General features: G+C 26.6%; 15 protein-coding genes. All 15 read right to left on the bottom strand.

Annotated elements, in window-relative coordinates; translation table 4 throughout:
- Positions 1-15: 15 nt before the first annotated feature.
- The 15 genes from MYPE_RS02085 to MYPE_RS02015 all read right to left on the bottom strand — a co-directional run bounded on the left by MYPE_RS02085 (position 16) and on the right by MYPE_RS02015 (position 24,526).
- Positions 16-882 carry a hypothetical protein gene (locus MYPE_RS02085; protein WP_193761081.1) on the bottom strand — a complete coding sequence of 289 codons (867 nt, stop codon included), beginning with the start codon at positions 880-882 and terminating at the stop codon, positions 16-18.
- A gap of 123 nt (positions 883-1,005) precedes the next feature.
- Positions 1,006-1,254 carry a hypothetical protein gene (locus MYPE_RS02080; RefSeq protein ID WP_011077219.1) on the bottom strand — a complete coding sequence of 83 codons (249 nt, stop codon included), beginning with the start codon at positions 1,252-1,254 and terminating at the stop codon, positions 1,006-1,008.
- Between the two features lie 49 nt (positions 1,255-1,303).
- Positions 1,304-2,107, bottom strand: coding sequence for an alpha/beta fold hydrolase (locus MYPE_RS02075; RefSeq protein WP_011077218.1), 804 nt, complete (start codon positions 2,105-2,107; stop codon positions 1,304-1,306).
- Positions 2,108-2,115: 8 nt separating this feature from the next.
- Positions 2,116-3,501 (bottom strand): aldehyde dehydrogenase family protein, encoded by a 1,386-nt coding sequence (locus MYPE_RS02070; protein ID WP_011077217.1) that lies wholly within the window; start codon positions 3,499-3,501, stop codon positions 2,116-2,118.
- A gap of 147 nt (positions 3,502-3,648) precedes the next feature.
- A complete protein-coding gene (locus MYPE_RS02065; protein WP_011077216.1) occupies positions 3,649-4,701 on the bottom strand; it encodes an aminopeptidase P family protein in 1,053 nt (350 codons plus the stop codon).
- Between the two features lie 45 nt (positions 4,702-4,746).
- On the bottom strand, positions 4,747-4,908 hold the full coding sequence (gene rpmG, locus MYPE_RS02060; RefSeq protein WP_011077215.1) for a 50S ribosomal protein L33: 162 nt from the start codon (positions 4,906-4,908) through the stop codon (positions 4,747-4,749).
- 44 nt (positions 4,909-4,952) lie between these two features.
- Positions 4,953-7,352 carry a leucine--tRNA ligase gene (gene leuS, locus MYPE_RS02055; RefSeq protein ID WP_011077214.1) on the bottom strand — a complete coding sequence of 800 codons (2,400 nt, stop codon included), beginning with the start codon at positions 7,350-7,352 and terminating at the stop codon, positions 4,953-4,955.
- A gap of 33 nt (positions 7,353-7,385) precedes the next feature.
- On the bottom strand, positions 7,386-7,658 hold the full coding sequence (gene rpsO / locus MYPE_RS02050; protein ID WP_011077213.1) for a 30S ribosomal protein S15: 273 nt from the start codon (positions 7,656-7,658) through the stop codon (positions 7,386-7,388).
- A gap of 240 nt (positions 7,659-7,898) precedes the next feature.
- Positions 7,899-9,167, bottom strand: coding sequence for a dihydroorotase (locus tag MYPE_RS02045; protein ID WP_011077212.1), 1,269 nt, complete (start codon positions 9,165-9,167; stop codon positions 7,899-7,901).
- A gap of 290 nt (positions 9,168-9,457) precedes the next feature.
- Positions 9,458-13,594, bottom strand: coding sequence for a hypothetical protein (locus tag MYPE_RS02040; RefSeq protein ID WP_011077211.1), 4,137 nt, complete (start codon positions 13,592-13,594; stop codon positions 9,458-9,460).
- 13 nt (positions 13,595-13,607) lie between these two features.
- Positions 13,608-17,243: a hypothetical protein gene (locus MYPE_RS02035; protein ID WP_011077210.1), complete on the bottom strand. Its 3,636-nt coding sequence runs from the start codon at positions 17,241-17,243 to the stop codon at positions 13,608-13,610.
- Positions 17,244-17,256: 13 nt separating this feature from the next.
- Complete coding sequence (locus MYPE_RS02030) at positions 17,257-21,552, bottom strand: hypothetical protein (RefSeq protein WP_011077209.1); 4,296 nt, start codon at positions 21,550-21,552, stop codon at positions 17,257-17,259.
- A gap of 19 nt (positions 21,553-21,571) precedes the next feature.
- The gene (locus MYPE_RS02025) at positions 21,572-21,940 is read right to left on the bottom strand and encodes a hypothetical protein (protein WP_044891243.1); all 369 of its coding nucleotides are present in this window, start codon (positions 21,938-21,940) and stop codon (positions 21,572-21,574) included.
- A gap of 347 nt (positions 21,941-22,287) precedes the next feature.
- Entirely contained in the window at positions 22,288-24,159 is a 1,872-nt protein-coding gene (locus MYPE_RS02020) for a hypothetical protein (RefSeq protein WP_044891242.1), read from the bottom strand.
- Positions 24,160-24,208: 49 nt separating this feature from the next.
- Complete coding sequence (locus tag MYPE_RS02015; protein ID WP_011077206.1) at positions 24,209-24,526, bottom strand: hypothetical protein; 318 nt, start codon at positions 24,524-24,526, stop codon at positions 24,209-24,211.
- Positions 24,527-24,630 lie beyond the last annotated feature (104 nt).

Here is a 24,630-nt window from a genome sequence, read left to right as displayed (position 1 = left end):
CTATAAGTTATCTAATTATTTAGCATTAAGTTGAATTAAAACTTTTTCTATTTGTTCATCAACATATTTTTTTGTTGCAGCATCAGCATCTTTAATTGGGGCTGATAAGTTTGTAATATTTTTAAAATTAGCATCTATAAAAATAGAATTGTTTGCACTGTCTGTAAAAGTATGGTGTTTTTCAAACAGTTGAATTTCTTGCATCATTGGTTGTAATTCATCAAAGTTTTCTAGCATGAATATATTTACAAGGTCTGTTAATTTTAACATTGTACTTCTAGTCATATTCAATGTATCACTTGGAACTTCAACACCGTTGTCTGCCATATCTTTTAATTTGTTGTAAAGTTTTTTAACTTTATCTAATTCTGCCTTATAAGCTTTTTCCAAGTTTTCAGGTGTTAGCATATCAGAGTCAGTGTTTCTTAAACGGTCTCTAATATTTGCTTGTAAGTCATCTCATGAAATCGCAAAGATGTTTGGGTTAATAATTACTTGATTGTTTGCTTTATGACTTTGATCTCTTACATGTTCTTTGTAATCATAAATATTTTTAGCAATGATTTTGTATAGGTATCCATATTTTTTATGGTTCCCTTTTTTCAAAGCCATAATAATTGATTTACGGTAAAGATCAATTTCAGCCTTTGTAGGTGGGTCTAATGTTTTATTCATGAATTTATACATGAATTTATAAATAGTTGCAACTATATCATCACTTCTATCAATAATTTTTGAATATAACTCTAGATTTTTCTTAAACTCTTCACTATCATACTCAAAGTTTAAACTATCATCTTGGTTTGCTGCTGCTACTTTGCTTTGTTCTTCAGCATTGCTAGCAGTTTCATTTTGAACATTTGAATCCATTTCTTTAGCCATAACTATAATCCTCAATACTACTTAAAGTGATAAATGTATAAATTACATGATACTTCTATATTATATTATGTAAAAAATAAAAAAACAAATTTATTGAATAAATAACAAAAAATAGAATTATAATTAAATATTTTCATTGTTTTTGAAATTACTAATTAAATTTCTAGATTTTGGTTGGAATTTATTAGGGTTAATCTTTTCAGCACCTATTTTAAGCATCTCATATTTAATCTTTTCTTCTTCTTTCTTTTTTAAATATTGTTGGTACTCATCTAGATATAGTGGAGATTTATGAATTGGTGATTGAATAAGTGATTCCCTAGTTTTTTCTCTTATTCTAAAATTAATTAATACAACATTGTCTTTATTCATAAAATAAAAAAATCCATAAAATAATCTACATGATTAATTTTATAGAATTTTAGTCTTGAATAAAATAATTAATTGTTTTTAATAGCTCATTTGTTTTTTCAGCAATTGGAACATGCTTAGTATTTTTAATAATAGAAATTTGATAATTACTATTAACTTTAAAAATTTCAGTACTTTCTTTTGCTGGGATAATCTTATCTTCTTCACCCAAGATTAATAATGCCTTTTTATCATTTGCTATTATTCCTTGGTTGATTTTATTTCCCATTTCTTTTTGGTTATCTTTATCTAAAATAACTTTTAGATATTGTTTGTTTTTAAGTCTTTCAAATTCAAGATTTAAAAACTTTTGATAGTTCTTATCATTCCCAAAAAATTTTAAGGGATCATAAAATAATTCATTTGCTATTAATTCCATTTCTTCTAATGAATCAGGAATTAGTTTTTTAATCACAGTTTCATAATTTACTAGACTTGCTAAGCTTGCAGGACATTCTAGAATTATTTTTTTAACTCTATCTTTGATTAAAGGGTGATTAGCTATCATTGTAACTATTCCCCCACCCATTGAGTGACCAAATAAAATAACGTTGTTAATGTCATTATCTAATATGAACTGAATTCCTAATTCACAAAAGTAGTTAATTGAAATTTGTTCATTACTATCAAATTTAGTATCACCATGTCCTGGCATATCAAAAGCATAAAAGTTACAATCTTCAAATTGATTAGCAATTATACTTTTGTTTTTATAACTTCCAGTAAATGCATGGAAGTAAACTATATTGTATTTTTTAAAAGGATATGTAATTATGCATTTAGAGAATTTTTCTCAGTTAATTTTATTATTCATATTTTGGTTTATCTTTTAACTAAAAACTTAATTAAACTCTTATATTTTGAAATCTTGTGAAAATATCTATAATTAACTTCTTTTTTTGAACCTCTTAAAACAGATACAAGATTACTAAATTCCATTAAACCAAAGTTACCATGGTATTTACCAATCCCACTAGTTTTAATTCCTCCAAATGGTAAATAGATATTTGAAACTTGTAATAATAATTCATTTACACCCATTCCACCATATGAGAAAGAGTTAGATACATTTTTGATATTGTATTCATTGTTTGAAAACAAGTATAAAGCTAAGCAATCTGTAATCTTGTCTTTATAGTCCGCACAAAAATCAGTTAGATTTTTAAAACTTGTAATGAATAGAACTGGAGCAAAAATCTCTTGAAATAAAATTTGATTATTATTTTCTACTTGAATCAATGTTGGTTTAATTCTTAAGTTCTCTTCATCTTTTTCTAGATCAATATCAGTAAAGCTTTTAACCATGTTAGCAACATTAACCAAATGTTGAACATCTACAATTTTTACAAAATCAAATTTATTAGTATTGTATTGAGTTGTAAGTTCAGCATTTATAGCTTCAACTAATTTGTCATGAATCTTTTCATCACAAAAGATTGAGTTTGGAGCAACACAAGTTTGACCCATATTCATTAACTTTGCTCAAACAATTCTTCTAGCTGCAAGTTCAATATCTGCAGTTTCATCTACTATTACTGGATTTGCTGAACCTAGTTCTAGAATAATTTTTATCTCATTAGCAATTGCTTGTTTTTTAAGTTCATATCCAAAACTTTTAGAACCTGTGAAAAAGATTAAATCTGGTTTACTATCAATAACATCAAAAATAAAATCTTTAGAAACTTTTTCATCTAAAAAACATACTAAATTGTTAATGTTAATTTCTTGGATCATTTTTAAAATTAATCTACTGGTATTATTAGCTTTTTCAGAATTTTTCATAATGACAAAATTACCAGATGCAATTGCAGTTACTAATGGAATCAAAGCCAATTGGAAAGGATAGTTAAATGGGTTAATCATAAAAACAGTTCCCATTGGTTTGTATGTATAAAAACCTTTAGATTTCAAACCTAAGAAAGGAATGTTCTTTGCTTTTTTGTTTTTATAAAATTTGTGTAGGTTTTTAATATAATAATTTGTTTGTTTTAAAACTACACTTACTTCACTAATTAAAGATTCAATTTCACTTTTGTTTAAATCACTTTTTAAAGCTGAAACTATATCATTTGTATTCTTAATAACTCACTCTTTAATTTTTTTAAGAATTAAAACTCTATTTTCAATATCAATTAAACTAATATCAGTTTTTTTGTCTTTTAAAAATTTAGTTACTACATCAATTGTTTTTACTAATGAATTACTCATAATTTATTCCTTATATAAATCAATAAGAGCATTAAGCTCAATATTAATTTATATTTTATTATTAAATAAGATTATTTAAACTAATATAAATAAAAAATCCTTATTAGATTTTCTAATAAGGATTAAATATGCAATTTGAGTTTTAAATTAAAAAACTCATCTCTTACCTTTTTCAGTCATTCAAACTGTAGAATCAGTTTTAATTAAAACCATATCTTCAATTCTAATACCACCAAGGTCTGGAATATAAATACCAGGTTCAATTGTTACTATTGAATTATTTTCTAATTTACCAGTATAAGCTGAATTAACATTTGGTAATTCATGAATGTTAATTCCTACACCATGCCCAGTTCCATGAACAAAGTATTCTCCAAATCCATAAGAAGTAACTGTATCTCTACATAATTTATCAACATCTTGACCAATCATTTTATATGCAGCTTTTTGGATACCTAAACTATTAGAGTGATAAACTGCTTTATATGCATTAATTAATAATTCTGGTGGGAAACCAATTGGGAAAGTTCTAGTAACATCAGAACAATAGCCTTTGTAAATACAACCAGTATCAATTGTTACAAATTCATCATTTTCAATTATTTTATTAGTTGGTTGGTGGTGAGGGTAAGCTCCATTTTTACCACTTGCTACAATTGGATCAAATGAGTTTTTGCTTGCACCTAATTCCAACATATGACATGTAACCATATTTGCAACTTCAATTTCAGTTAAACCAACTAATGTTTGTTCTTGAATTCAGTTTAAAGTTTCACAAGTAATATCAACTGCTTTTTGAGTGTTGTATACTTCAAATTCAGTTTTTTGAATTCTTAGTACATCACTTGTAAAGTTAATAATATTTTTAATACTATTCTTAACAAATAAATAATCATTAAATGAAAAGTATTCTTTTTCCACCATTAATGTTTCTACATTGTTTTCTTTTAAACAATCTAAGATTTGAGATTTAGCAGTGAAACAAACAATTTTGATATCAGGATCAGTAATTGTATCCATTGCTTTTTGGTAGTATCTTTTATCTAAAAATAAATAAACTAATTTCTTAGTAGCTACTACATAACCAGCTGATGACATAAATTCAGATAATCAAAATCTATTTGTATCTGAAACTATAAAGAATGCATCTGCTTTATTTACTTCTAATGTGTATTTCATCAATTCTGTTTTGAATGACATAATTTTCTCCTTAAGACAATTTAAATTGTCTTCTATTTTTATAAACTATTTCTTTTTAGTTTCTTTATGAGGTTTTGCACTTCTACATCTTTTACAATATTTGTTAAGTTCTAATTTTTCAGGATGTTTCTTTGCATTTTTGAATGTTAAGTAGTTAATTTCTTTACATTCACCACACTCAAGTCTAATACTTTTTTTAATTGCCATAATTAACTCCACTTCTTGGTCAGACACTATTAAATATTATATTATTATTTAATAATTAAATTTAAGATTTTATTTTCTATATATATTTCTTTAACAATTTTTTTGTTTTCAATTCACTTTATAATCTTTTCGTTTTTGATAGCAAGATCAACAACATCTTTTTGAGTTGCACCTAAATTAATTTCAAGTACTTCTCTAATCTTCCCATTGATTTGAACAGGAATTTTAATTGTTGTTTCTACAATCTTTTTCTCATCATATTTTGGTCAAAGATTATCAGAGATGAATTTTTTGTTTTTAAGAAAGACTTCATTAATCTCTTCAGTAATAAAAGGAGCAAAACAACTTAAGATAACACAGAAGTTTAACATGTAGTCATAGTTGATTTTTTCATATTTATAACATTCATTAATGAAAATCATCATTTCAGAAATTACTAAATTAAAGTCAAAGTTTTCCATGAATTCAGATGCTTTTTTAACAAACTGATGATATTTCTTTTCTAGATTTTCATCATTAAAGTTTTTATCAATCTGTTTTGTTTCAAACAATCTATAAACTCTTTGAACTCATTTATACATTCCATCAATTCCAGATTCTTCTCAAGGAAGAGATGCAGTAATTGGTCCCATAAACATCATATAAAGACGTAATGCATCAGCACCATGTGATACTACAAAATCACTTGGATTAACTACATTACCTTTTGATTTAGACATCTTTTCACCATTTACTAAAATCATTCCTTGATTAATAATTTTGTAAAATGGTTCCTTGTTTGGAACAACATTAATCTGGTGTAAAAATTTATGTCAGAATCTTGCATACAATAAATGAAGCACTGCATGTTCTTGACCACCAATATAAATATCTACTGGTAATCATCTTTTAAAGATTTCATATGCTTGTTTTGAATCCAACGGTAAATAAGAATCCCCATCTTTTAATAAATAAGCAAGGTAGTATCAACAAGAACCTGCTCATTGTGGCATTGTGTTTGTTTCTCTACGATATAGTTTGCTATCAATCTTTACATTAACTCATTCTGTTAAATTAGCTAATGGTGATTCGCCAGTTCCACTTGGTTTTATATCATTAGTTTCAGGCAATAATAATGGAAGATTTTTTTCCACTATAATATTACCTTTTTCATCAAATAAAACTGGGAATGGTTCTCCTCAATATCTTTGTCTACTAAATAATCAGTCTTTTAATTTATAGTTAACTTGTTTTTTACCAATTTTATTTTTTTCCAAATATTCTACAATCTTAGCAATTGCATCTTCATTGTTTAAACCATTTAAAAAATCTGAATTAATATGAATCCCATCTTCTTCATAAGGAGCTGGATGATCTTTGATTATTTCTTTGATTTCTAAATTAAATAATTTAGCAAAATCATAATCTCTTTTATCACCTGCTGGTACTCCCATTATTGCACCATTCCCATAGTTTGATAACACATAGTTACAAACATATACAGGTACTAATTGTTTAGTAATAGGATGAATTGCTTTAATGTCTAAAAGAACACCTTTTTTTTCAACATTAATAGCAGTTCTTTCATATTCTTTTAATGAACTTAGTTCATTTAAAAAAGCTTCAATTTTTTTATTTTTAGTTTTTTCTTTTAAAACCAATTCATGGTCAGAACTCAAACCAATAAAAGATACTCCAAAAATTGTGTCAGGTCTAGAAGTAAATACTTCTATTTCACTATCTGAATTTTGGATTTTAAATTTAACAGTTGCACCAATTGATTTTCCTATTCATTTTTTCTGAATATTTTTTAAACCTACTGTTCAATCAGTAAGTTCTAAATCATCAATTAACTGATCTGCAAACTTAGTAATTTTTAAAACCCATTGTTTCATAGGTTTTTTAATTACAGGGTATTTACCACGTTCAGAAACTTTATTACCTTTTTCATCTGTTAATACTTCTTCATTAGCTAATACTGTTCCTAATTCTTGACATCAATTAACATCAATATCTTTGATTTCAGCTAATCCATTTTCAAATAGCTTAATAAAGATTCATTGAGTTCATTTATAAAAATTTGGATCAGTAGTATTAACTTCTTTATTTCAATCAAATCAAAAACCTAATTGATCTATTTGTAATTTGAAATTATTAATATTTTGATCAGTAAAAGTTGCTGGATGATTTTTAGTAGCTAAAGCAAATTGTTCAGCAGGTAATCCAAAAGCATCTCAACCCATTGGATGTAAAACACTATAACCTTGATATCTTTTAAATCTAGCATACACATCAGTTGGTGTGTAACTTTTCACATGTCCCATGTGCAATCCTGCACCACTAGGATATGGGAACATATCTAAAGCATAGAACTTTGGTTTTTTTAAATTATCTTTAAAAGTATGTAAATTAGAATCTTTTCAAATTTTTCTTCATTTCTTTTCAACTAAGTTGTGGTTATACATAACCTTACCTTCAGTCTAATAATAAAAAAATTATTAGTTTCCTCTAATGTCTAAGTCTTTTAAAATTTGACGGTATCTAACAATATCAGTATTTTTAAGGTAACTTAATAAACTTCTTCTTTTAGAAACTTTTTGGAATAAACCTCTTTTAGATATTTGGTCTTTTTTGTTTGCAACTATATGTTTAGTTAGAGATTCAATTTCAGCAGATAAAATAGCAATTTGAACTTCTACTTTACCAGTGTTATTTGAATTCCCTCCATATTTTTTTACTAAGCTAGCTTTTAATTCTTGACTAATAGCCATAATATATTTTCCTTTCATAAAACAATATTGAAAATGCTACTTTATATTGGAAAACTTAATATAAAACATTTTCATATTTAAATAACATTAATATTTATACCATATTTATCAATTTAATTAATCACTTATTAACAAGAAACAAATAAATCTTTTAACTTAAATAGTTTAAATTTAAAACAATAAAAAAACCATTGAATAGCATTCAAGCATTCAATGGTTTTAAATTATTAATTTAGTTAATTAAGAAGCAGATCTTGAAGCTAGGTTTTTATCAAACTCAGCAAACTTACCAGCTTTAACATTTCTAATAGGTGACATTTGATTAATGAAGTTGTAAACTAATTGACCATTTACAAAAGTCATCATCACTCTACCACTAATTCTGTAATCATTAAAAGGTGTTCATCTAGCAGAAGAAACAATGTCTTCATTTTTGATTCATCATCTCTTAGTAGTGTTAACTACAACTAAGTCTGCATCATATCCTTCTTTAATTTCACCTTTGTTTTTGAAACCACAAACTTTAGCAGGGTTCTTACATAATAGATCTTCTAAGATTGTAATTGGAATTCTTTTGTAATAACAACTATCAAATAAGATTGAGAACATTGTTTCAAAGTTAGGTAAACCTTTTTGTTCTGTTTCAAATTTTTCAATCAATGACACAGGAGTGTGATCTGAAGTTATGATATCAATCTTTCTATCTTTAACTGCATTTCATAAACCTAAGTTATTAAGCATAGTTCCTAATTTATATTCAGTAGTAATTGTTTTTCTTTTATATTCATTAGCAATCATATCTCTATTGAATAATAAGTAATTAACACTAGTTGCAGTTCTAATGTTGTAACCTTCTTTTTTATAAGATAAGATTTTTTCTAAATCATTTTCATTTGTAATGTCATAGAAAACTAACTTAGTAAATTTATCATCACAAACACTAAAGAATAAATCAATATCAAATCCTGATAAATGTAATAAAACCAATTTAGAAGCTTTTAATGCTTCAGATAATTTTTCAGAATCAATGATTCTATCACTTACTGTTCTAGCATTAATATTTATAATAGTACCAACACTATAGTCTTGGATCTTTTCAAGTTCTACAATGTTAGATAAATTAGAAACTGAAACTACAAATCCAAAATTAACATGTGAGTTTTCTTTTGCTTCATTTACTTTATCAATAATAGCATCATAATATTTTTCACTAATTGGAGCAGAAGGGATATCAACAAAAGTAGTTATACCTCCATATGCACAAGCACGAGATTCTGTTTCATAATCACTTGTAGTATATGATGTTTGTTTTTTGATTCTTGAAAAAGCATCAATGAAACCTGGCATTACCAAATTACATTTCATATCAAAAACAGCATCTATTTTTTTATTGTTATAAGTTTTAGAATCTAAAGAAGTATCACTAATTTTTTCAATTATTGAATCCTTTATTAAAATATCAACTTTTCTACTGTTTGATAATAGACAATTCTTTAATAATGTAAGCATATAAAAATAAAACTCCTGAATTTTTTATGTTCAATTACTAGGTTTAAAACTTTTGTAAAGCATAGCTAAGTATTTAATTAATATTAAATACCATGACTTTAAAATTATAACATTTTTAAATTATTTTTATCAATATGAGATATAATAAAAGTTTTATTTAGTCTTCACAATAAGAGTAAGCATCTAATTTTATTTAGTATTAATATTCTATATTGTTGTTAGTAAAATAACAAAATAAAAAACCAATTTGAATTTCTCAAACTGGTTTTTTATTTATAAATTTTTAAATATTAGTTTACAACTTTACTATTTTTTAATACATATTTCATGATGTCATTAATGCTTTTGAATGTTTGATTTTCAAATACATAAACATCTTCATAGCTTAAGTTCTTACTAAAATTCAATTTGTTTAACACATAGTTTGTTGCATTTTCTAAACTATCAAAAGTTGCAGATGCACCATTTATGTTAGCAGTATATACTTTATTAATTGCTACAGCATTAATATTTGAGTATTTATTACTTCTTGTTAAATCATTTGTAAGAATTTGTTTTGTATTTAAGTTGAAACTATTTTTAAAAGTATTGAATAGTGATTCTTTTGCATTGCTTACAGCTTTGTTAGCATCTAATACTTTGAAATTAGATTTATCAACATAAGACTTGCTTGAATCTACAATTTCATTTGCACTATTATCAACTAAATAGTTTTTGAACTCTCCTGATTGAGCAACAACCTTACCATTTTCTCAATAGTTTCCTGGGAACACAAAGTCTGAAACTGAATCACTTGCATACCCATTTACTAATGTTGGTAATTTAACTATTAGAGTTGGTCTAATGTTTTCAGAAATAGATTGTGCTAAATAAGCATAATTATTTTGTGATGAAGAAGAAGTTACACCATAACTACTTAAATTAATTGAAGATAAATAAATAGAGTTTTTATTTAATTTATCAGAAGTAAATGATCCATCAGAATTTTTAGTTATTCCAAGTGAACCCACAACTTTACTTACTAATTCACTTAAAGTTGATGATCTATCAAAATTACTCGAACTAAACATTAATGATTTTTCAAAGTTCTTGTTAACAACTTCTCCACCATTCAATAAGTAAATTAATTGGTTTCTCTTCAATTCTTCAGTATTGTCATAATACTTAATTCCATTAAAGAAATAGTATTCTTCAACTTGAGGAAGAGTAATTTGAACTGGTTTTAATAATTGCATTGACTCAATTCCATTAGTTTGAGTTATTTGTAAACCAAGATATTTAGTTACAGTTCTACCACCATCTCAAATAAATTCAGTACCATCAACAGTAGTATAAGTATAGAAATCTTGTGTAGTTGTTTCACTTAATAAATTGTAGATAAAGAAGAATACTTCCATAGCCACAAATACAACTGTGAATGTTCCTAAAGTAGCACTACCAATAATTGAAATAAGATTTTTAATTTTATCAAAAGATTTAAATGTTCCTGATCATCATGATTTCTTTTGTTTTTTGAAACTTTCAACTTCAGGTCTACTATATTTTGAAGAACTTGGTTTAGAAGTTGTACTTCCAGAATCATTATTGTTACTAGTAGTTCATTGGTTTTGCAAATCATCTAATTGATTAAAGTTACTTGAAGTAGCAACCATTGCATCATCTAATGGATTTAATAACATTAATTCACCATTAGCATTTCTAGCAATTGATTTTAATCTATGAGCATCTTTAATATCTGAATAGAAATCTTGAGCCCCTGAAGCATCTGTTAATCTATTGTTTAAGAAATCTTCAAAAGTTATATATCAAACTTTCTTTTCAGGGATAGCTGAAGTACTAGGGTTAACACTACTATCAAATAAACTAGTTTTTGTAGTTGAAGGAGTTTTTAAAATTTTCCCTTTTTTTGCAGCATCTTTTGTAGATAAAGAATATGCTTCTTTTTGAACTACAGTAGTTGTAGTATTTGAAGATGATCCACCACTATTACCACTACCACCTGTGCTTGGACCTTCACCAGCACCAGGGCTTGAAGTTCCGCCTTGGCTACCACCACCAGTTTGCCCACTGCTGTTTCCACCTTGACCAGTGTTTCCACTAGAATCTGGAACAGCTGTTGGAATACTCACTAAGTCTTTAACAAACATATCCATTATAGGGTTACTGCTTGCCTGTGGAATTAATCCATCAATTTCATCATCTCAACCAATTGATAAATCTGATTGATGATTATAGATTTTTGAAATTGTTGTAGAAACTTGAACTGCTGATCCTAATAAATACAATCCTATTTTTGAAATAGCAGATCCAAAATTTGTTCAATTAGAAGTGCTATTGCTATCAATAAATTGATTATTAGCAACTCTTTTGTCCATCATGAAAGCTAAATATGCTCTGTATAAGCTTACATTTTCAGAGTTTTCATTTACAAAGTTGATAAATAATCCAAGTTTATCTCTATTTGGGTTTGTACTATATAGTTGAGCTAAGTAACCACCTTTTACAATAGTTCCAGTTTCTAAATAAGTATTAATTTCTAATTTAATTAATGAATTAGACATTTCATAATATTTAGAGTTTTTAGCACCAATAGAACTCAACATAAGTTCTAATGAAATATTAGAATTTGCTCCAGTTTTTAATTCTGCAAATTTCTTAACCAATTCATCACCAGATAAACTAGCTAATGCTTTTACATCAGTTCTTCCTGAAGAACCCACATATATTTTTACCATATCTGAAGTGTTTAAAGAAGAGAACACATTATATACTGGTTCTAAGTAATGTTCCATTTTGTAGTAATCATCTTTGTTATCAAAAATTCCATAATCAAATAGTAGACTACTATCAAACGAAGAGAAAGGAATTAATCCACCAGCCATTGTAATATTGTTTTGAGCACCAACATATACTAGAGATAATGCAACTAAGTTAGGATAGTTTGTCTTTAATTTATTTAAAAAGTATTCAGTTGATGAATTAATGTTATATTCAGGGTTTCCAATCTCAAAGAAATCTTTCACATTGAATAATGATTTTCCATCTTTACTTTTTAATAAGTCTTTATTGTAAAGAGCAACAAATTCTAAAGAATCTTGAATGAAGTTAGCTACACTTGTAAAGTAGTTTACAACTAAATTCATTACATCTTGACCTAATCCTCAAGATACAATTCTACTTAATAAGAAGTTATATAGAATTGATAATTTGTAGAATGAGTTGTATTTCTTACCTGACATCATTGTAGTGTTAGCTTCTACAACTGCTGCTTTTAACTTAGGACTTAATTTTCCTAATTCAGTTAAGAATGATTGATCAAAAGACTCACCATTTTTATCTTCAAGTAAAGTTCTAAATAATACAGCATCTGTTTTATTACTTTCAGCTTGAGCTAAATTTAAAGCATTATCATCATTGAATATTGAAGTGAAGAATGAACCAATTGAAATATCAATTTTAGATTGTGCATAAACTTGAGATTTAACTCCATTAGTTTTCTTTCACATTTTCTTATTCATGAATGAACCAGTATCTAATACACCATTATAGAAGTATGGACCAATTAAGTTAGCTTCATCTGTACTTTGGTTATCAACAATATATCTTGATTCACCTTGACTAGATTGAACGTGTAAGTAATCAAGATCACTTAAACTAACATCACTCAATACACTATTAACATTTGTTTTATTAATTAATGAGTTTTTACCAGTTGCTGAATTTTTATAAGACAAAGTAGTATCTGAATAATTACTAATAAATTTTTCAATTTGTTGATAAGCATCTTTTGATGATAGATCAATTGATGGAGATTCAACACCACTTGGACTCTTTAAAACAATTGAATTAGTTTTATTATTTGCAGTTGGTAAATAGTTACTTACTAAATAATTATTTAATTCTGTTTTTGTTGAGAAATAAATATTATTGAAGAAATACCCATTTTTAACATTGAAATAAGTTTTGTAAGCATCATCAGAATTTTGATATGCTACATCATGATTTCCTTGGTAAATACTTGTAATATTTGAATCATTAATTGAACTAAAAGAAGCTGCATTTCTAGTAATATAACTTGAATTATTAGAAGATAAACTTAAATTAGAATTTATGTAGTTGTTAAGAACATCATTTCTCAATTCTTCTGGAGTACTATATGTTTTAGTATTTCCATTTAAAGTAATTGATCAATTATTATCTTCTTGAGCTTTTTGAAGTTTAGCATTACTTTTTACATATTCTTGTAATTCATTATAAGAATTGAAACTTTGGTTTTTATAAACATATTTAGAGTTGTTTAAAACAATTTGACAAACACCAGCACTTAAAGGAACTGTAGCAACAATAGTTGACAATGTAGAGATAGAAATCATCTTTTTCGAGAAAAAGCTTTTATTCTTCCCACTTTTAATAACTAGTTTTTTCATAATAATTTCTCCTCTAACCTCTTAAGCTATATGCTCAGTTTCTTAAATCTTTTTCTGTTTTGAAATACATTCCATCAAAACTATATGATGTATAAGTGTTTGTGTTTGTTTTAGTTGCATTTGTGAATAAAGAAGCATAGTATTCTGCTTTTCCTTGATCCAAGAAATACAACACTTTTTGACCAGGAATATTAACGCTATACACATTAATCTTTCTTGGGTTTGAATTAACCTCAGAATATTTATTATTCTTGTTAATTAAATTGTTTGTTAAGTCTAAATTTGAAACTTCTTTAGAATTCAATTTAAATTTAGATTTAAATAACTCATATATGTTTTTTGATGCTGTTGATTCAGCAACTTTTTGATCAGCAACTTTAAAATTACTACCACTTACTTTAGATCAATCAGTTATTTGTGCATTAACATCATTTGCTGAATTATCTACTAAGTATTCACTTGCTTTAGAACTGTTATCAACAACCCCATTTGAAGTTCACACTTTTCCAGGAATAACAATTTCAGAATTAGTTTGATTAGTTTCAACCACACCATTGTTAATAGTTGGTAATTTAACTATTTTTGTAGCTCTAATATTATCAACAATATTTTTAGCTATAACTTCTACTGTACCTGAATGGTTAGTTAATAAACCAGTACTAAATGAATATTGAGAAGCCACTAAATATGGTGAAGAATTATTTAAAGTATATGAATCTATTTTACTCTTATCACTAGATAACTTAATACCTAAACTTGATAAAACACCTGAAATCAATTCATCCAATGAGTTGTATAAGTTCTTCACTGAATTAGCTGCATATGTATCAAATGAATATTTTTTAGTAAAGTGTTTGTTTTCATTTTTATAATCTTTACTAAAGATGTAATTCAATTGAACATTCTTTAAATCATTTTTATCAAAATATTTAACACCATCATAGTAGTAATATTCTTCAATTTGGCCTAAAGTAAATTGAATTGGTTGAATAAGTTTCATATCATCAATTGTTGCAGTTTCTTCAGTAACAAATCCTAGATATTTACTTACTAACTCACCACCGTCTCAAATGAATTGAGTTCCATCCGCTGTTGTATAAGTGTAATAAACAGTTGAGCTAGATTGACTAAACAAGTCATATGCAAATAAACCTGCTTGCATTAACAAGAATGCTGAATTTATAAATGGAGCAGCTTTATCAAATAAACTCATTTCATTTTTTCAGAAATATTTATCTCCTGCTACTAGAGATGGTTTGAAAGTACTTGCATTAACTGTATAACTATTCTTTGATGAAACACTGTTTAATCTTCCAAGAGAATCTTTAATCTTGTTATAAGACTTTCTTAAACTACTTCTTATAGGAGTAAATACTTTAGAAGCTAGCCCTTGACTATTTACAATTGAACTTCCATTTCAGAAAATTCTGTAAGCTTTATCAAATAATGTACTAACAACATCTTTAACCATTATTGCACTAGAAAGAACTGTAGATGCAAAATAATTTATATTTTTTAATAAAGTAGTAACATTTGAAACTTTAGAATCTGAAGTTAAAGTGTCTCCACCTCTTCTCATATCAGCTAAAACTGCAAGATATGCTTGATATACATCAACTTCATCACTATTAGTCCCTTTAATAAAAGGACCTAAAGCTTTACCTAATTGATATAGCATTCCATCTTCTACAACCATTCCTGTTTTCTTCAATTCTTCAATTTCAGAAATTAAAGCATTTTTAGAAATGTTATATTGAATTGTGTTTTTTACAATAACTGTTTTTAATAATGTTCCTAATGGGATGTTTCCATAAGTTAAAACATTATTTAATTTATTTTCTCATTCTGATTCATCTTCATTTTTAATTGAAGAAACTGAACTTAATTGAGAATTATTTACAAATTCTTTAACAAAATCTGAATAATTATTCTTTGAGTAAGTATTGTAAATTTTTTCAAACTTATCTTCATTTAAATAATATTCATCTTGAGAAATAACTGAAAATTCAAACAAGAATTTATTGTCATTTCCACTGAAAGGAATTAAACCTCCCAATGAACTTAAATTATTTAAAGCTTCAATATAAACAATCATAGCTGTAACTAATTTAGGTCACTCTTTAAGTTTGTTCATAAAGTATTCAACATTAGTGTTAACATTAAACTCTTTATTTCCAATGTTAAATAATTCTTTTAAGTTGAATTTTTCACCTTTTGAGTTAACCAATAAACTTTGATCAAGAATTATTGTTTCTAATGAATTTTGAAGATAGTCACAAATCTTAGAAAAGTAATTTATAGTTTCATTTATAATTTCTTTCCCAGCATTGACACTTATTAGTTTTTGGATAATCAATGAATACATTACAGGGATCTTATAGAATGTATTAGCTTTTTTACCTTTTAATAAACTATTAAGGGAAGTCATTACATCATTATAAACAGATTCAGAAGCTGCTTTTAAATTTGATAAATATTGTTCATCATAACTAATTTCACTTGATGTATCACTAGCTAATAAAGTTCTAAAAATTGTAGGAATTGATTTACTGTTATCTTTTGCTTCTTCTAAATTCAACATATTATCATCATTAATAATTGAAGTGAAGAAAGCACCAATAAATGAATTAACTTTACCTTCTTGTCATACCTTATTTTTTACATCTGTAGTTTTTTGTCACATTGATTTATTCATAAATGAACCAACATCCAAATTACCATTGTAAAAGTATGGACCAATTAAATCATTTGCATCTTCTACACTGTTATCAATAATGTATCTACTTTTACCTTCATTAGAATTAATGTGAATATAATCTAAATCTTCTAAAGTAATTGCATTAAGATTAGAGTTCAAATTTTCTTTAGTCAAAGTTAAATCTTCACCATTTGAACCAACATAATTAATAACATCACTATAGTTGTTAGAAATAAATGATTTTATAAATTCTAATGCTTTAGCATCACTTAAATTGATTGGTGCAGAAGTGCTTCCATTAGGAGCTTTAATAATTATTTTTTGATCAGTTATTTTGTTATTAGATAATAAATAATCATTTTTCAAATATTTAGCTAAATCTTCCTTTGATTGGAAATACATTCCATTGAAAGAATATGCACTTGATTCATAGTAATGACTTTTGTAAGCATCATCTTCTGATTGAACAATTTTGTCATTAGCTGCTTGATAAACTTTAGTACTAGAAGCTTTTGCAAGATCACTTCCAATTTGAGTAACATTTCAGAAGTCATCACTGAAAATATTTCCAGTTGCAGAAGAACTTACATAAGAAGTTAATTGTTCTTCAGATAAAGATGTAATTCTTTCTTCAACATTTATATATGAAGATAGTTTTTCTTGCATTTCTCTTGGAGAATTAAATCTGAAACTTTGTCCATTTAATTTAAATTCTCATTGAGCATTATCATCTTCAGTATAAGTTTTCTTAGTTGAATTATTTTTAACATAATCAATTAATTTTTCACTGTTTTTAAATGTCATTCCATTATATGAAACTTCTCTAGAAAGTTGAGTGGAAAGAACAATAGTTGGAGTAATAGAAACACTTGCTGTTAAAAAAGAAGTTATAAATATATTTCTTTTTCTAAAAAAGGTGCTTTTACTTTTTATTTTAATTTTATTTTTCATTTTCTACTCCTTTCTATTTAGTTATTGTATTTGCCAACACCCATTTACTTAATTCATCTTCATTTGCAAAATATTTATTATTGTAGATGTAAGAATAAGAGATTTTCACATCTTCATTTTTTGCAAAATTTAATTTTTCTAACAAGAAAGATCTTGCTTCATTAATTGAATTAAAGTAATTAGTTTGGTTGTTTAAATTAACTTGATATAAATTCACAACATTTATATTGCTACTTAAACTAGAGAATTTAGCATCACTAAATAAGTAGTCATTTTTTAACACTTCTTTTGAGTTGATTATGTCTTTTAATTTATCTTTGAAAGATTTTTCTAATTTATCTTTAGATTCTTTCACAGCTTTTGATTCATCAGTAATAGTGTATGCTCCACTGCTTGAATCTTTAGCATTTGCAGTGTCATCAATTATATAGTTTGATGAATTCGATGGACCTTCAACAATTTTTTTAGTTGTTGAATCATAATATTTTCCTGGATAAACAAAAGTACTTATTTTCCCTGTTGTTTTACCATTTTCACCAACTTCTGGTAATTGAACTATATTAGTTGGTCTAATTGAATCAACAATTACTTGAGCTATATTTCCATAGTCTGTTGCAGTCATATTTTCAGTTCCTTTGAATCCTGATGATATTGAAGCAACATAAGAAGTATCATTTTTTAAACCACTGAAATCATAAGAACCATCATCTTTTTTAGTAGCCCCAATACTTGTCATTACATGTTCAAATAATTGATCTACTGTAGTTAAGTTACTGTATTCACCTTCATTGTTGTTTAATGAATAATTTAAAGTAAATTTATCGTAAGCGCCATTATATTTATTTCTAATAATATAAAGAAGTTGAGTTCTCTTTAAGTCATTAATGTCATAGTATTTTCTACCATTATAGTAGTAGTATTCTTCAACTTGTGGAAGACTAATTTGAATTGGATTAACTAACTTCATTGAATCAATGTTTGTTTCTTCATAAGTTACAAAACCTAAGAATTTACTAACAGTTAGCCCACCATCTCATATAAATTCAGTTCCATCACTTGCTGTATAAACATAGAAGTCTTGTTTGTAATCAACATTAATTAAATCCAAAATAAAGAAGTAAGTTTCCAAAGCTGAAAATGCTACTGAAATAATAGGCAATATTAACTTTTTAACAGTTTGAGCAAATTTCTTAGCAGATTCTAATGCTTTATTTCCAAAGTTATAAAGCTTAGTTAAAGATAATTTGTTTTTAAACTTAGAAGTAAATGTAGTTGATGCATTAATTTCCAAAAAACCTGAATTTGTATTTATGTAAGAAATTCTAAGTCCTGAAAATCTATTAGCATTTCTATTACCTTTTTTATTTCTAATAGTTACTTCATTTGCTATGCTAGTAGAAGTATTTTGAATTTTAACTTCATCAAGAGGAAGGATTAATGATAAATTACCTTCTGATATTGATAACCCTTTATTTAAATTAGATGCATGGAATATACTACCATTTTGACCTTTTGCAGTAACTATAGTGTTACTTGAAGTAGCTGATTTAGTTGTATTAGCTAATTGAGCATAAATTGTATTCTGTCTTTGGAAATCTTTAGGATTTGGAATAATACTAGATACTTTAGTTAATTGTTCATATTTATTTGAAAATGAATATTCAATTTTACCTTCACTTGTTAAAGTTCCTGAATGTGCAACTTTAACAAACAAGTCTTCTGGTTTTATATATATAACTTCACCTTGACTAGATCCTGTTGTTCTAGTTCCTGAGCCTGCAGTTTTAGATGTGCCTAAAGAAAATCTTTCTGAAATTGTTTCTCAACTATCACTAGAACCAGTAGATCTAACAGTACCACTACCAATTGCATCTCATAATTGTGAAGTTTGAGGTTGAGGAATATCTCTAAGTTCTTCTAATCTATCTACTAAAGATTGTGTAATAGTTCCTGTACTACTACTATCTGAAAAAGATCCTGCAGAAGATGATCCTGATGATGAAGAAAAGAATTTTGAACCTGTGTTATATAAATTTTTTAAAGTACTAGTTACCATTACTGATGTACTTAATGTTAATCATATAACTCTTGTTAGTGTTTTTGCAAAATTATCAGCACTTGATAGAGAACTATCATTTATTAAATCAGTTTTCATTCTCATATCTACTATAAACGCTAAATAAACTTTGTAAGCATCTAGAGTTTCATTTGCTGAAACGAAATCAACATATTGATCAATTTTATTAGCAGATGCTCTCTTACTTCAAAGTAAACTTAAATACCCAGAAGGAAGAATATATCCTGAAGCTTTGTAAATTCTAATTTCATTCAACAATACTGTTCTTGCTAGTATTTGATGTTGATTGTTTTGTTGAACAGCACTTTTTAGAATTACACCTATAGAAGAATTAGAATTGTTTGCAGCAGTTTCATCTATCTTTTTTTCTCAATCTTTTGGTTCACTGTTTTTGTATATTTCCTGGATATCTTTATTGTCTGAAACAGGAACAAAAGCTCCTAAGAAATCTACATAATTAGTTTGTGAAAAAGCTAAGTAAATATTTAATAGAGAATTGCTAATTGAATCTAATTCAGCATTAGTAATGATTCCATTTTCAACTAAGTATGATTGATCATAGCTTGTGAAAGGAATTAACCCTGATGTTGTTAGCAAGTTGTTATATGCACCCATATAAGCATCCATTGCAGCAATCATTTTTGGTCATTCTTTAATTTTTTCTAAAAAGTATTCAACATTAGTATTTAGATCATAGTCCATGTTACCAATATTGAAGAATGATGCTAAATTAAATTTAACTCCATCCCCATTCACAAGCAATGAACTATTAAGTATCATTAACTCAATTGCATCTTGAATATAATTACATACTTCAGTGAAGTAATAAACTATTAAATCAATTGCTTCTTGACTTAATCCATATTGAACTACTCTTTGCATTAAGAAAGAATACATTACAGGAATTTTATAGAAAGTATTGTATTTGTTACCACTCAATAATTGAAGGTTAACATTCATTGCTTCTTGTTTTAATGCTGGAGAAAGTATTCCAAGTTGTTTCAAGAATCAATCATCTAAAGATAATTCACCTTCCATCTTATTTCCATTTTCATCATACCAGAAAGAATTTTTTCCATCTGCTACTAATAATGAAGTTCTAAAAATTGGAATATCTTTAGTTGGATCTTGTTCATATTCAGATAATGATAAGGCTCTATCATCAACAATAACTGTAGAAAAGAAAGAACCAATCATTGTGTTAATTTTAGATTCAGCATAAACACTTTTGCTAATTCCATTAACTTTCTTTCACATTGATTTATTTGTGAAAGAACCAATATCTAATACACCATTATATAAATATGGTCCAATAAGATTACTAGAATCACTATTATCTAGTATATATCTACTTTCACCTTCATTAGATTTCATTGAAACATAAGATAAATCACCATTATCTACACTATTCATTGCTTGATTAATATTGTTTTCATCAATCTTAACAGTTTGACCAGTTCTACTATTTGTATATTTAATAGTAGCTGTTGAGTTATTTTCAATGAATTGTCTAATAGATGCAGTAGCACTAGCTGGATCATTTAAACTAATTGCTGTCGAATTAGAACCATTTGGCCCTTTTAGCACTATTGTTTTATAAGAGTTAGAACCATTAGTTGGAAGATAGTTTGATGTTAAATAATCTTTTAAATCTGACTTATTTTGGAAATATGTTCCATTAAAGTAGTAACCTCTCTTAATTAAGTCATTATTGAAAAATGAATTAATAGCATCATCAATGTTATCAAAAGATTTATCATTTAAACCTTGATAAATAGTTTGAGTTAATGTTCTAGCTTCTTCACTACTGTTTAAAGCATATGTTTGCTTTCAATCAATATTATCTAATGATTTAACATTTTGATTTTTAACATAAGAAGCACTATTAGTTACATAAGCTCCTTTGTTTGAAATTAAAGTATCTACATATGAGCGTAAGCTTTCAGGACTTGAAAACTTCTTAGTTTGTCCATTATAAGTTACTTGTCAACTAGAATTGTTTCCTTCAGTTTTGTTAGCAATTTTAGTTGAATTATTTTTCACATAATTCAAAAGTGAATTTTGTGAAGTAAAAGATTTATTTTGAAAAGAATAAGTTTTTCTTGAAAGTTCTACAAGTGTAAAAGTGATAGATGATGGAACAACTACTAAAGATGTAACTCCACTAAAAAGCACAGCTTTTTTAAGGGATAAAAATTTAGTAACTTTCTTTATTTTATTTTTTGGTTTCATTTTCTATCCTTTTAATTACTTATTTTTTTACGTTTAGTTTGTATATAAGATTACTTGTACTATCTAATTTTTTTATATGAGCATCTTTTGATTTGAATTTTGAATAAACATAAATAAATAGTAATGCACCCTCTACTATTAACATAAGAGTGACTGTAATTATTACACTTTGAGTAACATCTGTAGAACTTTGTCTGTTTTGAGTTGGAGGAGTAACTGTACCCCCACCACCTGATCCACCTGCTGAATCACCAGTTCCTGAATCAGGAGCCAATCCATTAGCAACATAAACTTCATCTTTTACATAACTTTGTAAATCTGAATAACTAACAAATCCATATGTTGTAGTTCCAGCTCTTACATTTTGTCTTACTACACCTGAATTCATCACTGTAGATGTTGAAGGAAGAGATACTACATATAATTTTGTAGATTCATTCTTAACTAATGTTTTAGTTTCATCGTCATTTGTATAATATACAAAATCTGAAGTTGCTGGTAATTCTACTTTATTAATTGCATTTTGATAAGCTTGGTTAATAGCAGCATCATAAGTTCCACCAACTTTATCAATTACTTCTTTAACTAAAAGATTTCCATCATAGTCAGAGAATGTAACTAATCTGACAGGAGAACCTAAGTTATTTAAACTAAAATCATAAGTAATTTTTTCAACTGAGTTATAAATTTTGTTTTCATTAGTTGAAAGACTTACATTAAATTTATATCCATAGTTTAAACTTTACCATATCTAATCATTTGAGGTGTTTTATCTTTTGCATACAACACTACAATATCATTTGGATCTGTAATTGCATTTTTTGTAACTTCTTGTTTCATAGCATCTGAAACATTAGTTAATTTAGAGTATTTATCTAAATCTTTGTTGTAACCATAAATAGCTTGGTAAGTTCCATAACTACTATTTAAGTTTCCAGCTGCATCTTCTTCTTTAAGGTTTAAAACTTTGTTTAAACTACTAGTGTTAATTCCATTAGAAGATAAAACAGAATCATCAACTTTCTTCACAGAGAAATTAGTAACATTTGAGCTACCTAATTTAATAGAAGAAACTTTTTTTGCTGAATCATTATAGTTTGTAATTGCATCAGCACTAAAACCATTAAATTTACTACTAGAAACATTTAAAGAGTTAGAAACATTTTTTAAATTATTAACTAAACTATTTGAAAATCCTGTGAAATTAGATTTTAGTTGATTATTGAAATATGTTTTAACAGCACTTAAAGGTTTAGCTTTAAAGTCTTCTGTACTAACAATGTCTTTAAAAGCGTCTTTTTGAATTCAGAATAAAGGAACATTATTGTAATCAATTGTATAGATTACATTGTTGTTGTTTTGAGTTTCTGTAGTTTGATATTTTTGTTCAACAAATTTAGTTACAAGATTAGATAAAGTTTTACTATTTCCATCCAATAGATTAACTATTGTAGTATTTAAAGCTTGGAATTTTTGTCTAATTTGTTCTACATTTTTTAAACTAGTAACACTATAATCTGTAGAATTAAATATTTTTTTAGTTATTAGATCTCTTGATGAATTAGCTAAACTATTAATTGTAGCTTCTACAGTACTATCAACAGTTCCTAATTTACTTAATTCTGTTTTTAAATAATTAACTGTTTCTTTTCTTACTTTTTCAGCCATTGTATAGATGTAAGTTGCAAAACCAGATTCTTTTTGCATTTTGTTTAACAACTCATCTTGGTTTCAAGAAAGAGAGAAGTAACCATTTACTCAATTACCTGCTCCTAAGAAATCAGCTTGTTTATAACTGTTACTTAAATTATTGAAACGGTGTTCATTTTGTGTAAAAATTGATACACCATTGTCTAATGTAATATCATAACTAGTACCAAACATAGATTTACCTTTGCTCTTTAAATTAGCAAATGGGTGTCAACCTAATCTTCATGTTACTAATGGGTATTCTTTATCAAACTTTTGAGTTAATAAGTCATTGCTAGTTAAATATCTAGCATCAGTTACCATATCTCCAAATGTTTGACCAACTGATTTGTCATTACCTTTAACTGTTCAATTAATTTGTTCTGTATGACTAACACCAGATCATCCTGCTGTTTTTTTATCAGGAGTAACACTTAAACTTGTATTTAATCAAAGATTGTGTTTAACAATGTCTGAAACATCTGTTAAGATGCTGTTAATTCTTGATTGTACTTGAGCATTTGTTTCACCAACAAAATCATTAGCACCATATGCTTTATTAGTATTTAAATATCTATTAACAGTAAAACCAGAATCTGTTGTTCCAATATTTCTAACAGCTAAACTTTTTAATGTTTCCACATCTTCTTTATTTAATGGGTTGATGTTAACATTTGTTGGGTTACCACTACCATCTTTTTTAGAATAGTCTTTAACAGTATAGTAGGCAACATCATTAGAATAAGAATCATAATCAGATTTAATTGAATTAATAGCATCTAACTCTGAATCAAATTCATTTCCTTGGTTGTCTCTATAAGTAAATGTTCTATCTTTAACATAAGATTCTTGAGCAGTTCTATAGCTAGAAGTGTAACCTCCACTAAGAGTTTTATATGCTTTGTTAATCTTACTCATTGTTTCGCTATTTTTTTCAATCAATTTAGATGTATCAATCGCATTATGATTAGTAGCTGAAATAGCTGAAACTAATATCTCCTAAATATTCTTTTGATTGTACATTCTTTAAAACATCTTGAACTGCTTCGTCTGCAGAATTATATGTATTACCATTAAAAGTAATGCTATTGTTATTTTTACTAACAACATTATTAACAGCATTGTTATTACTAACAACATTTGAACTTTGTTTGTTAGCACCTTGTTCTTGATGGTTACCTCCTATTCCAGCTGAAACCATTATTGCTGACACACTTGCAGCAACTACACCCGACGTAAGGGTTGTTTTTAATATTTTCCGTTTTTTATTTTTTAAATTTTCCATTTTATTACCTACCTTTCTAACTTTTATATATAATAAATTTTTAAAAAGTTCTAGTTCCAGAGTTTATTAACCCCGAAATAATTACCAAACTTTTTGCCTATTTT

The organism is Malacoplasma penetrans HF-2, from assembly GCF_000011225.1.
Classification (GTDB): Bacteria; Bacillota_I; Bacilli_A; order Mycoplasmatales; family Mycoplasmoidaceae; genus Malacoplasma; species Malacoplasma penetrans.
The sequence above is the reverse complement of the archived record's forward strand: the minus strand, read 5'-3'. Positions and strand labels throughout refer to the sequence as shown.